Source organism: Catellatospora bangladeshensis, from assembly GCF_016862575.1.
Taxonomy (GTDB): domain Bacteria; phylum Actinomycetota; class Actinomycetes; order Mycobacteriales; family Micromonosporaceae; genus Catellatospora; species Catellatospora bangladeshensis.
In genome coordinates this window covers 47,738-61,395 of the sequence record NZ_BONF01000030.1, presented here as the reverse complement: position 1 = coordinate 61,395, position 13,658 = coordinate 47,738, and the positions used below count along the sequence as shown (strand labels likewise).

At 70.8% G+C, this 13,658-nt stretch carries 15 protein-coding genes; 8 read left to right on the top strand and 7 right to left on the bottom strand.

The annotated features are described in order from the left end of the window. Window positions 1–36: 36 nt before the first annotated feature. Complete coding sequence (locus tag Cba03nite_RS24735; RefSeq protein WP_020522548.1) at window positions 37–246, bottom strand: BldC family transcriptional regulator; 210 nt, start codon at window positions 244–246, stop codon at window positions 37–39. Between the two features lie 219 nt (window positions 247–465). Then, window positions 466–1,293: a DUF8083 family protein gene (locus Cba03nite_RS24730; protein ID WP_203750750.1), complete on the bottom strand. Its 828-nt coding sequence runs from the start codon at window positions 1,291–1,293 to the stop codon at window positions 466–468. 124 nt (window positions 1,294–1,417) lie between these two features. Here Cba03nite_RS24730 and Cba03nite_RS24725 point away from each other — a divergent pair, with 124 nt between their 5' ends. Then, a complete protein-coding gene (locus Cba03nite_RS24725; protein ID WP_203750748.1) occupies window positions 1,418–2,479 on the top strand; it encodes a Glu/Leu/Phe/Val family dehydrogenase in 1,062 nt (353 codons plus the stop codon). Between the two features lie 264 nt (window positions 2,480–2,743). Further along, entirely contained in the window at window positions 2,744–2,992 is a 249-nt protein-coding gene (locus Cba03nite_RS24720) for a DUF3073 domain-containing protein (RefSeq protein ID WP_203750746.1), read from the top strand. Between the two features lie 20 nt (window positions 2,993–3,012). Here Cba03nite_RS24720 and amcA read toward each other — a convergent pair whose 3' ends face one another. From amcA to Cba03nite_RS24705, 3 genes are all read right to left on the bottom strand, one after another. Then, complete coding sequence (gene amcA / locus Cba03nite_RS24715; protein WP_203750744.1) at window positions 3,013–3,207, bottom strand: multiple cyclophane-containing RiPP AmcA; 195 nt, start codon at window positions 3,205–3,207, stop codon at window positions 3,013–3,015. Beyond that, on the bottom strand, window positions 3,191–4,276 hold the full coding sequence (gene amcB, locus Cba03nite_RS24710) for a cyclophane-forming radical SAM peptide maturase AmcB (protein WP_203750742.1): 1,086 nt from the start codon (window positions 4,274–4,276) through the stop codon (window positions 3,191–3,193). Before amcB ends, amcA begins: the two co-directional genes overlap by 17 nt. 120 nt (window positions 4,277–4,396) lie before the next feature. Further along, complete coding sequence (locus tag Cba03nite_RS24705) at window positions 4,397–6,349, bottom strand: hypothetical protein (protein WP_203750740.1); 1,953 nt, start codon at window positions 6,347–6,349, stop codon at window positions 4,397–4,399. A gap of 203 nt (window positions 6,350–6,552) precedes the next feature. Here Cba03nite_RS24705 and Cba03nite_RS24700 point away from each other — a divergent pair, with 203 nt between their 5' ends. From Cba03nite_RS24700 to purM, 3 genes are all read left to right on the top strand, one after another. Further along, window positions 6,553–6,909, top strand: coding sequence for a sterol carrier family protein (locus tag Cba03nite_RS24700; protein WP_203750739.1), 357 nt, complete (start codon window positions 6,553–6,555; stop codon window positions 6,907–6,909). A gap of 192 nt (window positions 6,910–7,101) precedes the next feature. Next, window positions 7,102–8,622, top strand: coding sequence for an amidophosphoribosyltransferase (purF, locus tag Cba03nite_RS24695; protein WP_203750737.1), 1,521 nt, complete (start codon window positions 7,102–7,104; stop codon window positions 8,620–8,622). A 70-nt stretch (window positions 8,623–8,692) separates the two neighbouring features. Next, entirely contained in the window at window positions 8,693–9,835 is a 1,143-nt protein-coding gene (gene purM / locus Cba03nite_RS24690; RefSeq protein ID WP_203750736.1) for a phosphoribosylformylglycinamidine cyclo-ligase, read from the top strand. A gap of 370 nt (window positions 9,836–10,205) precedes the next feature. Here the strand turns inward: purM and Cba03nite_RS24685 are convergent, their stop codons facing one another. Both Cba03nite_RS24685 and Cba03nite_RS24680 read right to left on the bottom strand, forming a co-directional pair. Further along, entirely contained in the window at window positions 10,206–11,078 is an 873-nt protein-coding gene (locus Cba03nite_RS24685; RefSeq protein ID WP_203750735.1) for a transketolase family protein, read from the bottom strand. Window positions 11,079–11,080: 2 nt separating this feature from the next. Then, window positions 11,081–11,758, bottom strand: coding sequence for a thiamine pyrophosphate-binding protein (locus Cba03nite_RS24680; RefSeq protein ID WP_203750734.1), 678 nt, complete (start codon window positions 11,756–11,758; stop codon window positions 11,081–11,083). Between the two features lie 60 nt (window positions 11,759–11,818). On the opposite strand from Cba03nite_RS24680, the gene soxR reads away from it, so the two are divergent. The 3 genes from soxR to Cba03nite_RS24665 are packed head-to-tail and all read left to right on the top strand — an operon-like array spanning window position 11,819 to window position 13,619. Further along, entirely contained in the window at window positions 11,819–12,250 is a 432-nt protein-coding gene (soxR, locus tag Cba03nite_RS24675) for a redox-sensitive transcriptional activator SoxR (RefSeq protein WP_203750733.1), read from the top strand. A gap of 45 nt (window positions 12,251–12,295) precedes the next feature. Continuing rightward, complete coding sequence (locus Cba03nite_RS24670; RefSeq protein WP_203750732.1) at window positions 12,296–12,949, top strand: transglycosylase domain-containing protein; 654 nt, start codon at window positions 12,296–12,298, stop codon at window positions 12,947–12,949. A 40-nt stretch (window positions 12,950–12,989) separates the two neighbouring features. After that, complete coding sequence (locus tag Cba03nite_RS24665; RefSeq protein WP_203750730.1) at window positions 12,990–13,619, top strand: transglycosylase domain-containing protein; 630 nt, start codon at window positions 12,990–12,992, stop codon at window positions 13,617–13,619. Window positions 13,620–13,658 lie beyond the last annotated feature (39 nt).

The window sequence follows — 13,658 nt, the reverse complement described above, 5'->3', positions numbered from 1 at the left end:
GGGAGCGCCCTTCTTCGTATGTTCAGTTGTCTCGGTTCAGTCGCCCTGACGCTGGTGCGGGATCTGACCCTGGAGCAGAGCACGCACCTCCGACTCGCGGTAGCGGCGGTGGCCACCCAGCGTACGAATAGCGCTGAGCTTGCCCGCCTTGGCCCACCGGGTGACGGTCTTCGGGTCGACGCGGAACATCGACGCAACCTCTGCCGGGGTGAGCAGGGGTTCTGGTTCGTGCGTACGCGACGCCATGCGGTCACTCCTCCACAAGTACCTATAGACGAAGACCGGGGTCCCGCCGGTCAACGCGCTACCCATAGTCCGGCTAGTCCCCGATGTCCGACATGGGCCGAACGGGTGAAGGTCCGTGGATGGACGGATGATGAATGAACGACATGTCTGCTTTTAGCGGATGAAGACAGTAATTTCATAGCTTTCGATCACCCCAGGTGACCCGCGCGCTACCTACCGTCAGTTGCTGCGCTCCAGCAGTTGGATGGCCCGCCACCGCTGCACGAGCTGCTCATACGCGGCCGTGGCGGCGTCGCCGTCCTCCCGTTCCAGCCCCGCCAGGCCCGTGGCGACCAACTCGACCGAGTCGTCGTCGCGCAGCGCGTCCTCCGACAGCAGCGCGGTCAGGCCGCCGTAGTCGAGTTCGATCACCGACCCCGGGTGGAACGACTCCAGCCAGCGCGCGGTCTCCCGCAGCGAGTCGGTGATCGGCACGTCGCCCAGGGTGCGGCGGAGCACCCGCAGCCCCTTGTGCGCCCGCTGCCGGGCCTTGCCGATCTCCGTGCGGTAGCGCAGCACCCGGCGCGACGGCTCCAGCACCAGGTCCCGCTCGGCCGGCGAGACCAGCACGAACCAGCGCAGCGGCACGCCCCAGGTGGCCACCTGCTCGTGCATCCGGTCCTCGGCCCGGGTCTGCCCGACCACGGTCTGCGCCAGGTCGACCAGCACCGGCGGCACGAAGGCGTCGGCGAGCACCTGCGGCACCCCGTCCCGGGCCTGCAGCGCGGCCTCGGCGACCCGAACCCGCAGGTTCCACGGGCAGACCAGGGGCACCTCGGCCTGGCCGGTCAGCCCCTGCATGACATATGCCTCATCGGGCAGGTCGGGCAGGCGCGACCAGCCCGCACCGAGCGCCTCCAGCACGGTCGCCCGCTGGCGGCCGGGCCCGTCGGACACGCCGATGGCGCGCCCCTCGTCCACGTAGCGGCGCCAGAATCGTTCACGTTCCGGCGCGAACGCGGTGAGCGGCTCGTAGACCCTCAGGTACGCGGCGAACTGTGACGGCACCTCGCGATCCTCCCACGATTAGGCTGTCAGCGGGAGCGTCGCTACCGCGGCGTCGCCCGACCCCTCGGAAACACCGAGAACGGATCGGCCCCACAAGGGCCATCGGAGTCACCTGGAGCCAGCAGTGGGCGTATTCACCGACGGCAGTCACGAACAGGTCGTGTTCTGCCAGGACCGGGCCAGCGGCCTGAAGGCCATCATCGGCATCTACTCGACGGCGCTCGGGCCCGCCCTGGGCGGCACGCGCTTCTACCCGTACGCCACGGAGGAGGAGGCGCTGCACGACGTGCTCGACCTCTCCCGGGGTATGGCGTACAAGAACGCCCTCGCCGGGCTCGACCTCGGCGGCGGCAAGGCCGTCATCTGGGGCGACCCGGAGCAGATCAAGTCCGAGCAGCTGCTGCGGGCGTACGGCCGGTTCGTCGAGTCCCTCGGCGGCCGCTACTACACCGCGTGCGACGTAGGCACCTACGTCCAGGACATGGACGTGGTGGCCCGCGAGACGAAGTTCGTGACCGGCCGCAGCGTCGAGTACGGCGGCGCCGGCGACTCGTCGGTCCTCACCGCCTGGGGCGTCTTCCAGGGCATGCGCGCCGCGGCCGAGCACCGCTGGGGCACCCCGTCGCTCAAGGGCCGCCGGGTCGGCGTGGCCGGGCTGGGCAAGGTCGGCAAGTACCTGACCGCTCACCTGATCGAGGACGGCGCCGAGGTCGTGGCGACCGACGTGCACCCGAAGGCGCTGGAGTGGGCCAGGGCCACCTACCCGCAGATCAGCCTGGTCGCCGACGCCACCGCGCTGGTCGCCGGCGACATCGACGTCTACGCGCCGTGCGCGCTGGGCGGCGCGCTCAACGACGACACGGTGCCCGCCCTGAAGGCCCAGATCGTGGCCGGCGCGGCCAACAACCAGCTCGCGCACGGCGGCATCGAGAAGCTGCTGCTCGACCGCGGCATCCTGTACGCGCCCGACTACCTGGTCAACTCGGGCGGCGTGATCCAGGTCGCGGACGAGATCGACGGGTTCAGCTTCGAGCGGGCCAAGCTGCGTGCCACCAAGATCTACGACACGACGAAGCGAATCCTGGAAACGGCGGACGCCGAGGGCATCTCTCCGGCCGCCGCGGCGGACCGCCTCGCCGAGCAGCGCATCGCCGAGGTGGGCCGTCTGCGGACCATTCGGGTCTGACCCCTTTCATGATCGAAGCCCCCGCCGAGCTGCTGAAACAGCGCGAGCGGGGGCTTCGTCCGTCGAGTGGCCCGTTATTACTGGGGAGCGATATACTCCTTACCAGTCATAAAACGGACAGGTTCCGATGTGCTGTCAGACACCCGGTAACCCGAGATGCCGAAGTGCCCTCCTCCCATGTACCGTATGACCCACGAGAGATGTCTGACGTCATCGGGGCCCGCCTTCGGGTAGCCCCGTCATTCATGTGCGAGGGGGTCGGCCATGGGGCGCGGCCGAGCTAAGGCCAAGCAGACTAAGGTGGCCCGGGAGTTGAAGTACCACTCCCCGAACACCGACCTCGCCGCCTTGCAGCGCGAGCTCGGAGGTAACGAGCTCAGCAGCGGCAGCGGCAGTACTGTTGCCGAGGATCACGACGACGACGAGCGCGATCCGTACGACCCGTACGCGAATTACGCCGTCGACGACGATGACGATGACGACGACGGTAAGGACTGGACTCCCCGCCGCTGATCTTCCTGTGACGCCGCCGCTCAGCGCGGCCGGTTGTTCCAGTTGAAGAAGGTCGGGATGTTCTCGAAGTGGTTCCAGGCACAGACGGCGCCGCCGTCCGTGCCTGGCCCTTCAGAACGGGCCAACCGTGCCAGCCGCGCCTCCTCCAGCAGGGGAGCGAGTTCGGCGCGGGCGTCCAGGATCCGGTCGGCCAGGCGGTCAGTGTCGTCGGACATGGTCGAGCACTCCCTCCAGTAGGTTGATCTTGCTGTTACGGCAGTGCTCGGTCTCCGTGCCGTCGAACCGTCCGTGCTCGAAGTAGCGGTTGGCGGCGTGCCCGCCACCGCAGAAGCCGAAGTACGGGCAGGACGCGCGGCACGCCTCGATCCCGTCGAGGAACTCCGGCACCCAGCCGGTCGAAGCGCTGCCCAGCAGCGCCGACAGCGGGCTGGTGAGCACGTTACCGCTGGCGAAGTCGCCGTACACCGGATCGTGGAACCCGGCCAGCTCCGGCGAGAGCAGCACCACCGCGCCGTCATACCCGATCGTCGGAATGGGGTCCAGCGTGCGCGGCAGCAGCCCGCCGTCGGTGCCGTCCAGCACCGCGCCCAGGTAGCGCAGGCTCCACTCGAGCTCGCGCAGGTGGATGCGCGGGTCGGCGCGCCATGCCGCGGCCAGTTCGGCCCAGAAGGCCCGCACGGCGGCCGCGTCATGCCCGTTGGCGCGCTCGTTGACCCCCTCGCGCTCCTCGATGTTGACGCCGAGCGTGTCGCAGCCCAGCTCCAGGAAGTACGCGTACAGCCGGGCCGCCAGGCCCGGCCGAGGGTCGCTGACCACGCACAGGGCCGCATACGGCAGGCCGTGCCGCCGCAGCGCCCCGATCCCCCGCTCGATCCGGTCGTACGCCGGCCGCCCCGCGCGCGACACCCGCTGCCCGTTGAGGTCCTCGGGGCCGTCCACGCTCACGCTCACCCGCACCCCGCGAGCGGCGAAGAACTCGCACCACGCGTCGTCGACCAGCGTGGCGTTGGTCTGCACGTGCTGCTCCACGCCCGCCGCGAACGGGGCCATCAGCGCCGTCAGGTGCTCGCGGCCGGCCGCCAGCGGCTCACCGCCGTGCCAGACCACGGAGAAGCGGCCCGCGGCCGCCCAGACGTTCGCGTCGGCCGCCACCGCCTCGGCCACCGCCACCGGCATCCGCCGGTCCGCCGCGCGCAGGGGCAGGTAGCAGTAGACGCAGTCCAGATTGCACAGCGTCGTCGGCTGCATCACGACGTACCCCGGCACGGAGGCAAGCCCCCGCATGCCGCCAACACCGGCCACCCGCCCATTCCAGCAAACCGCGCGCCCTTTTTCCATGATCAAAGCTCCCGCCATGCTGTCGGAACAGCGTGCCGGGAGCTTTGATGTGGCAAGTGGGGCGGGTCAGTCGTCCAGCCAGTCGAGCCGGCGGTCGCCGCGGTTGCCGCGCCGGTCGTCGCCGTAGCCGTTCTGCTGGCCGTAGCCGTCCTGCTGGCTGCCGTACGGGTCCTGGCCGTAGCCGTTCTGCTGCTGGCCGTACCCGCCCTGCTGGCTGCCGTACGGATCCTGCTGCTGGCCGTAGCCGCCCTGCTGAGTGCCGTACGAGTCCTGGCCGTAGCCGTTCTGCTGCTGGCCGTAACCGCCCTGCTGGCTGCCGTACGGATCCTGCTGCTGGCCGTAGCCGCCCTGCTGGGCGCCGTACGAGTCCTGCCCGTACCCGCCCTGCTGCTGGCCGTAACCGCCCTGCTGGTCCTGGCCGTAGCCGCCCTGGTTCGCGCCGTAGCTGCCGCCCGAGGTCGGGCCCGCGTAGTGCGTGGGCTCGTCGTACTGGCCCTGGTAGCCGCCCTGCTGCTGGCCGTAGCCGCCCTGCTGGGCACCGTAGCCGCCGCCCTGCTGGCCGTACCCGCCGGGCTGCTGGCCGTAGCCGCCCTGGTCGCCGTAGCCGGGCTGGCCGCCGCCGTAGCCGCTGGTCGGAGCCACGGGCGAGCCGTAGCCACCGGCCGGGCTGCCGCCGTAACCGCTGGTCGGGGCGGGGCTGCCGTAGCCGCTGGTCGGTGCCGGGTTGCCGTAGCCGCTGGTCGGCGCCGCGGGCGAGCCGTAACCGCCCTGCGGAGCGCCGTAGCCGGCCTGGTCGTAGCTGGGCTGGCCGCCGCTGTAACCGCTGGTCGGGGCCACCGGCGAGCCGTAGCCGCCGTACTGCTGGGTGGCGGCCGGGGAGCCGTAGGGCTGCTGGGCGCCGCGCTGCTGCGGCACGCCACCGTACTCGCCGGGGCGGTGCATCACGGTCGCGTCGTTACCCGCGCCGGGCCGGGCCACCATGGTCGGGTCGGCGGGACGGCCGTAGGTGCCGCCACCGGCGCCGCCGTAGACGCCCGCACCCGCTCCGGCGCGCACGGGCTGGCCGGGACGCACGCCCGGACGGCCGCGCACCGGCTCGTCGTCGTCGTCCTCGTCATCCTCGTCGTCGTCATCGTCGTCGCCGCCGCGCTTCATCACCAGCAGCACGATCGCGCCGATACCCAGCGCCACGAGCAGACCGCCCAGGATGATCATGATCCAGGTCATGCTGTCCAGGCCGCCCTCTTCGTCCTTCTGGTCGCCGGAGACGTCCACGGCCTCACCGGGGCTCTCCTCGGTGAGACCCGATTCCTCGGGCAGCGCGCTGGCCAGGTCGCTCGGCGTCGCCTCGGCGGTCGGCGACGCCGTGGCCGCCGTGTTCGTCATGGAGACGCGGACGTCCTTCTTGCTCTGGCCGTTGCCGAGGTTGAAGTTGATGCTCCTGGGCTCGTACGGGTCCTTCTGCGCGGTGATCACGATCATGCCGGGCGCGATCGGGTTGCTGGCGGTCGGCTTGAAGCTGAAGCGGCCCGCGCTGTCGGCCGTCTTGGTGAACTCCTTGGAGTCACCGTCCGAGAGCATCACGATCGCCCCACCGATGGTCTTGCCCGTGGAGACGTCCACCACCTGCCCGGCGATCTCGCCGGTCGTCTCGGCCTGCTTCTCGGTCACGGTGATCTGCATGTTGGTAGTCAGATCGCCGACCCGCACCGACGCCGACGAGCTACCGGCAGCGGCACTGGAGCTGGCCTTGATCTTGACCACGCGCGGGGCGCTTGAGCCCTTGACCACAGTGAAAGGCGTGTTGCAACCGGAGGTGCAGCTCACTCCGCCAGGCAGGTTATCGATCTTGATCTCGACGTTCGTCAGATCCTGGTCCGGGCCGTCGTTGCCGACCGTCACCGTGACGGTGACCGACTTCTCACTGCCGCCGGCCTCGACGGAGACCGAGCCTGCCGTGACCGTGGTGGCCGCCGAAGCGGGAGCGGAGACGCCGACGAGTGTGCCGAGCGACACCATCGCTACCACTCCGACGCGTGCCAACCAGGACCGTCGCTGGGTAGTCACGGCCACCGCCTTCCAAGCTCCTCGATATCCCACAGCGAGCGGGGTGTGGGGGGCGCTGCGGGAATACACCGCCCGCAACTATGCCTTGCGAAGGAAGGATTGCGCGACCCAGGGCCCGTACATAATGAGTAAAAGTCATCTTGTATCGTCCGCTTATGTCCCCCTCGCCTGATATATCCCCGGCGGTGGCCGAAGCCCTCGACTCCCTGGCCACAGGCCGGGTCCCGGAACGTTTGACGCTTCGCGATGCGGTTAGGGCACTCTTGGCACATCTTGCGACGACCGCTCCTGGCCGTTCGGTGGAGGTGCGGGTTCCCCCATACGGTGCGATTCAGTGCGTCGAAGGGCCAAGGCACACCCGTGGTACGCCCCCGAACCTGGTCGAGACCGATCCGGTCACGTTTCTTCAGCTAGCCGCCGGACGCGTGGATTGGGCGGCGGCGGTGGCCGATGGGCGGATTCGGGCCAGTGGCATTCGCTCCGATATCGGGGCTCTTTTCCCGATCGTCTAGGCCTGGCAGACTGGTAACCCTGGATTCAGTCACGTGTCGCGCGGGCCGGGCACCGGGGTGTCCACCCCTGCCGGTCACGTACACTGAGCTGCGGCGGCAATCGCCGCCCGACGCCGACACACACCATCGATGCCGGCTTTGGCGAGCAGGGCATCAACCAGCTACTGAAGCGACAAGCGCAAGGAGCAGCAGGTGCCCCGAGGCGACGGCCGGTTGAGCCACGAACTCGACCCCCACCGGCCAGGCCCGCAAGACGCATGCGGCGTCTTCGGTGTCTGGGCCCCTGGTGAAGAGGTCGCGAAGCTCACCTACTTCGGCCTGTACGCACTGCAGCACCGCGGCCAGGAGGCGGCGGGGATCGCGGTCAGCGACGGTTCCGGAGTCGTGGTCTACAAGGACATCGGCCTGGTCGCCCAGGTCTTCGACGAGCCGACCCTGGCCAGCCTGCGCGGGCACCTCGCGATCGGGCACGCGCGCTACTCGACCACCGGCGACTCGACCTGGGAGAACTCCCAGCCGACGCTGCAGTCGACCAGCGCCGGCACCACCATCGCGCTGGCCCACAACGGCAACCTGGTGAACACCGCCGACCTGGCCCGCCGCGCCGACGAGCTGGGCATGGACCGGCAGGGCTCGACCAACGACACCGGCCTGGTCACCATGCTGCTGGCGGGCCGGCCCGACCTGTCCGTCGAGGCCGCCGCGATGGAGGTGCTGCCGACCGTCGAGGGCGCCTTCAGCTTCGTCTTCATGGACGAGAACACCCTCTACGCGGCGCGCGACCCGCACGGCGTGCGCCCGCTGATGCTCGGCCGCCTGGAGCGCGGCTGGGTCGTCGCGAGCGAGCAGGCCGCGCTGGACATCGTCGGCGCGTCCGTGGTCCGCGAGGTCGAGCCCGGCGAGCTGATCGCCATCGACGAGTACGGGCTGCGCTCGCAGCGCTTCGCCGCGCCGGACCCCAAGGGCTGCCTGTTCGAGTACGTCTACCTGGCCCGGCCGGACGCGACCATCTCCGGCCGCAACGTCTACTCGACCCGGGTGGAGATCGGCCGTCGCCTGGCCAAGGAGCACCCGGTCGAGGCCGACCTGGTCATCCCGAGCCCCGAGTCGGGCACGCCGGCCGCGATCGGCTACGCCGAGGCCTCCGGCATCCCGTACGGGATGGGCCTGGTGAAGAACGCCTACGTCGGGCGGACCTTCATCCAGCCCTCGCAGACCATCCGTCAGCTGGGCATCCGGCTCAAGCTGAACCCGCTGCGCGACAACGTGCGGGGCAAGCGCCTCGTCGTGGTCGACGACTCCATCGTGCGCGGCAACACGCAGCGCGCCATCGTGCGCATGCTGCGCGAGGCGGGCGCGCTGGAGGTTCACGTACGCATCTCCTCTCCGCCGGTGAAGTGGCCGTGTTTCTACGGCATCGACTTCGCCACCGGCGCCGAACTGCTGGCGAACGGCACGGACCTGGAGGGCATCCGCCGCTCCATCGGTGCCGACTCGCTCGGCTACGTGTCGCTCGAGGGGCTCATCGCCGCCTCCGAGCAGCCGAAGAACCGCCTGTGCCGGGCCTGCTTCGACGGGGAGTACCCGATCAAGCTGCCGGCCGCCAACCTCATCGGCAAGCACGTGCTCGAAGGGGTCGGCCGCCGCGTCGGGCCCGAGGAGCGCACCGGCGACCAGCCCTCAGCGCCGACGACGGAACTGAGCCGGTCCTAAAGCACCACTCGTCACGGCACCGACACCCTTCCCTGAAAAGCCGGTGCCGCGCACAAAGAGGAGAAGAACCGTGACGCACGTGACCGAGCGCCCCGTCTCCGGGCAGCCGGAGAACGGCAACCGTCAGCTGTGGACGGCGGAGGGCAGCACCAACCGGCGGCGCACCGTCACCTACGCCGACGCGGGCGTGTCCATCCACGCCGGCGACCGGGCCGTGGAGATGCTGAAGGACAAGGTCGCGCGTACGCACCGCCCCGAGGTGCTGGGCGGCCTCGGCGGCTTCTCCGGCCTGTTCAAGCTCGACACGTCGAAGTACAAGAGCCCGGTGCTGGCCTCGTCGACCGACGGCGTGGGCACCAAGCTGGCCATCGCGCAGCAGATGAACATCCACGACACGGTCGGCATCGACCTGGTCGCGATGGTCGTCGACGACCTGGTCGCGTGCGGCGCGGAGCCGCTGTTCCTGCTCGACTACATCGCCTGCGGCGAGGTCGTGCCGGACCGCATCGCCGAGATCGGCGCGGGCATCGCCGACGGCTGCCGGTACGCCGGCTGCGCGCTGCTGGGCGGCGAGACCGCCGAGCACCCCGGCCTGATGCGCCCGGACGAGTACGACCTCTCCGCCAACGGCGTGGGCGTCGTCGAGGAGGACGCGATCCTGGGCGCCGAGCGGGTCCAGGTCGGCGACGCGGTCATCGCGATGCGCTCCTCCGGCCTGCACTCCAACGGCTACTCGCTGGTCCGCCACGTGCTGCTCGGCCAGGCCCGGCTCAAGCTCGACTCGGTCATCGAGGACCTGGGCGACCAGCGCACCCTCGGCGAGGAGCTGCTCACCCCGACCAAGATCTACGCCAAGGACTGCCTGACCCTGATCGCCGAGTGCGAGGTGCACGCACTCGTGCACGTCACCGGCGGCGGCATCCCCGGCAACCTGGTCCGCGTGCTTCCCAAGCACGTCGACGCCATCGTCAACCGCTCCACCTGGGCCCCCCAGCCCATCTTCGACCTCATCCAGCGCAAGGGCCGCATCGACACCGCCGACCTGGAGTCGACCTTCAACATGGGCGTCGGCATGTTCGCGGTGGTCTCCGCCGCCGACGCCGACCGCGCCATGGCCCTCCTGACCGGCCGCGGCGTCGAATGCTGGCACGTCGGCGACATCGTCGAAGGCACCGGCCAGGTCCACATGCTCGGCCACCACACCCGCGGCTGACCCGCCCGCACCCACCACCAAGATCGCGGCGATCTTGCATGGACTGTGGGGATGACACGCCCTTATCGGGCATATCCCTAACAGTTCGCGCAAGATCGTCGCGATCTTGCTTTGCGGTCGCTCGCGGGGAGCGAGATGCGGCCCGCCGGTGGTGGTCAAGATCGGGCTTTCGTGTCCAAAAGTGCGGCCCAACCGCAGTTTTGGACACGAACCACCGATCTTGGCAGGGACGGCGGCGAAACCCGGCCGCGGGTGGAGCCAGACCGCGGTGGAGCCAGACCGCGGTGGAGCCAGGCCGGGTGGAACCGACCGGCGCCGAACCGGGCGGGGATGGAGCCGGGCCGGGGTTGGCGTCGGCGGATCAGCCGGTTCAGAGCCAGGTGGTCAGGGCGGCGCGGAGGCCCGTCGGGTCGAGGCCGTGGCGCCGGGCGTGGTCGGCCGGTGTGCCGTAGGCGTGGAGATCGACCCGGCCCACGCCGAGGCTGAGCAGGCGATGGGCGCGGTCGGACAGGGCCTCGCTGACCACGTGGGCCGAGGTGCCGGCCAGGTACGGCTCGACCAGGGCCACGTTGCCGGAGCCGGCCAGGGCGCGCAGGCCGGTGGTGTCGAAGGGGCGGGGGGTGTGGGTGTACGCCACCGTGACGTCCAGCCCCCGCGTCGCCTCCAGCACCGGCGCCAGCATCGGCCCGACCGCCACGACCAGCGCCCGCGAGCCGTGGCGCACCGGCCGCAGCAGGTGCGCGTCGGCGTACGCGATGTCGTTGACCTGGGTCGACAGCCGCAGGTAGACGGGGTCGTCGTGGGGCATCGCGGCCGCCAGCAGCGGCGCGACCTCGCCCGAATGGCCGGGCACGTGCACGGTCCAGCCGGGCAGCGTGTCGATGAGCTGCACGTCCATCGGTGACATGTGCGTGTAGCCCGCGGTCGAGCCGTCGTAGGAGGCCCCCACGCTGACCAGCACCGCGCCGACGCCCTGGTGAGCCAGGTCGAGCTTGATCTGCTCGTACGCCCGGTCGATCAGGAACGTGGCGTAGGAGTGCGCGACCGGCCGAAGCCCGGTGAGGGCCAGCCCGCCCGCCACGCCGATCATGAGCTGCTCGCGGATGCCCACGTTGCGCACCCGGTCGGGGTGCTTGAGGGCGACCGGCTCGAACGCGGCGGCCGAGATGTCGGCCAGCACCAGCGCGGTGCGCGGGTCCTCCTCGATCAGCCGGGACATGGTGTCGACGAACGCCTCTCGCATGATCAGATCCCCTTCTGCTCGACGCGCGCCACGACGACGTGCGGCGCGCCCTCCCGTGCCTGCGCCAGCCCGGCGGCGATGGCGTCGTGGTCGCGGCCGTCCACGGTGACCGCGGTCCAGCCGTGCACCGTGAACCGGGACGCGATGCCGCCCGGCCAGCCGTGCGAGGCCGACTGGTTGTCGATCACGAGCGCGGTGACGGTGTCCAGGCCGGTCGCGCCGGCGTACGCGATGGCCTCGTGGTTGCTGCCCTCGTCCAGCTCCGCGTCGCCGAGCAGGACGTACACCCGCGGTGCCAGGCGGCCCTGGGCCCGCAGCCCGAGCGCGGTGCCCACGCCGAGGCCGAGCCCGTGCCCCAGGGAGCCCGAGCTGATCTCGACGCCGGGCACGCGCAGCCGGTCCGGGTGGTGGCCGAGCGGGCTGTCCGCCCCGGCCAGGTCGTCGAGCCAGTCCGGCGGGAAGAAGCCCCTGGCGGCCAGCACGGCGTAGTACGCGGCCGGGCCGTGGCCCTTGGAGAGCAGGAAACGGTCCCGGTCGGGGTCGTCGGGGCGGTCCGGGTCCACCCGCAGCACCCGGTCGTAGAGGACCCAGAGCACGTCCAGGGTCGAGTACGCGCTCGGCGCGTGCTTCTCGTCCCCGGTCAACCGCGTGAGCAGCGGTTCCACTTCGATGACAGCCATGAGAGTAGGGTGCAAGTTAAAGTGCACTTGAACTCAAGGCGGGGGATCGTGAAGCCTGGTGTGACGCTGCTGACGATAGGCGAGCTGTCGGCCCGGAGCGGGGTGGCCCCGTCGGCGCTGCGCTTCTACGAGGAGCGCGGCCTGATCCACTCCGTGCGCACCGGCGGCAACCAGCGCCGCTATGAGCGCAGCGAGCTGCGCCGCGTCTCGTTCATCCGGATCGCGCAGCAGGTCGGCGTGTCCCTGGAGCGGATCCGGGAGGCGCTGGCCGAGCTGCCGGAACGGCGTACCCCCACCAAGGCGGACTGGACGCGGCTGTCCGCGCGCTGGCGGGCCGACCTCGACGCGAGGATCGCGCTGCTGGAGCGCCTGCGCGACACCCTGGACGGCTGCATCGGCTGCGGCTGCCTGTCCCTGCAGTCCTGCGCGCTCTACAACCCGGGCGACCAGCTGGCCGCGCAGGGCCCCGGACCGCGGAAACTGCTGGCCTGAGCCTGCGGGGCTGCGCACAGCCGTCGATACGTTTACCGTGTGGGAGTGTCCATTGTCGACCTTCCGCGCTCGGCGCCGCTGCCGCCGCCGAAGCCGAACCGCCTGCTCCGGCTCGCCGGTCTCGCCGCGGCGCTGGTGCTGCTGGCAGGCGTCGCCTACGGCGGGATGCAGTACTACTACGCCGACGTGCCGATGCCCAAGGAGCGCTTCGCCACCACGCACCCGATCCGGGTGACGAATCTGCCGCCCGGCGTCGCCGACGCCTTCGTCGCGGCCGTCGACCCCGGCTTCCACGACCAGGCGACCGGCCTGATCTGGCCGTCCACGCTGATCACGAAGAAGTACGCGGTGGCCGCGATGGGACTCGACGAGTCCGAGCTGGACAGCTGGCGGGTGCGCGTCGCCGCGCACAAGCTCGAGGACTGGTACTCCAAGCCCGACCTGCTCGGCTTCTACCTGACCACGGCACGCTTCGACACCGGCGCGACCGGCCTCACCGAGGCGGCCCGGTGGTACGCCGGCAAGGATCCGCGCGACCTCACCCTCGCCGAGGCCGCGCTGGTCGCGGTGCACGTCGGGGCGGGCTCGACCCACGTCGAGCAGGCCTGGCACCGGGTGCTGGACACCATGGTGGAGCGCGGCCTGCTGAGCGCCGCGACCCGCGCCGGGCTGGTGTTCCCGAAGCAGATCACCCACTGACGGGACGGCGGCGCCACCGCGCCGCGTCTAGGGTGGGCGCATGACCATGGTCGATGTGGTGCAGGAGTCCCCGCCCCGATGGAGCCGGCGCCGCCGGATCATCACCGCGATCGTCGCGATCGACGTGTTCATCGTGCTCTTCGCCGCGGTGGCCGCCGTACAGTTCTACGCCAGCGTGCCCGAGCCGGGAGAACTCCGGCCCCAGCATGCCGTCGTGGACCTGCGCGAGGTGCCCATGCCGGTGCTCAACACCTTCGTCGCGGCCGTCGATCCCGACTTCTACGAGGACCCGTTCCGGCCCTGGTCGGGCTCCCTGATCACCCGGCGCTACGCCGCGGCGGCAGTGGCCGGCGACGACGTGTCGAGCTGGCGCGTCGGCATCATGGCGTCGAAGCTCGAAGACCGGTACACCCGCACCGAGCTGCTGGGCTTCTACCTGAACAACGCCGACTTCGGCCGCGGCACGGCCGGCCTCGCCACCGCGGCGCAGACGCGCTTCGGCAAGCCGGTGGCCCAGCTGTCCGTCGCCGAGGCCGCCGTGCTGGCGGTGCCGCTGGCCCCGGAAGCCGACGCCGATCCGCGCCGGGCCTGGGAGTCCGTGCTGGACACGATGGTGGAGCGGGGCTGGCTGAGCCAGGCCGAGCGGGCCGCCCAGACCTACCCGGCCTGACCCGCGAGACGGCCCCGGAAGCCAGGCTTCCGGGGCCGC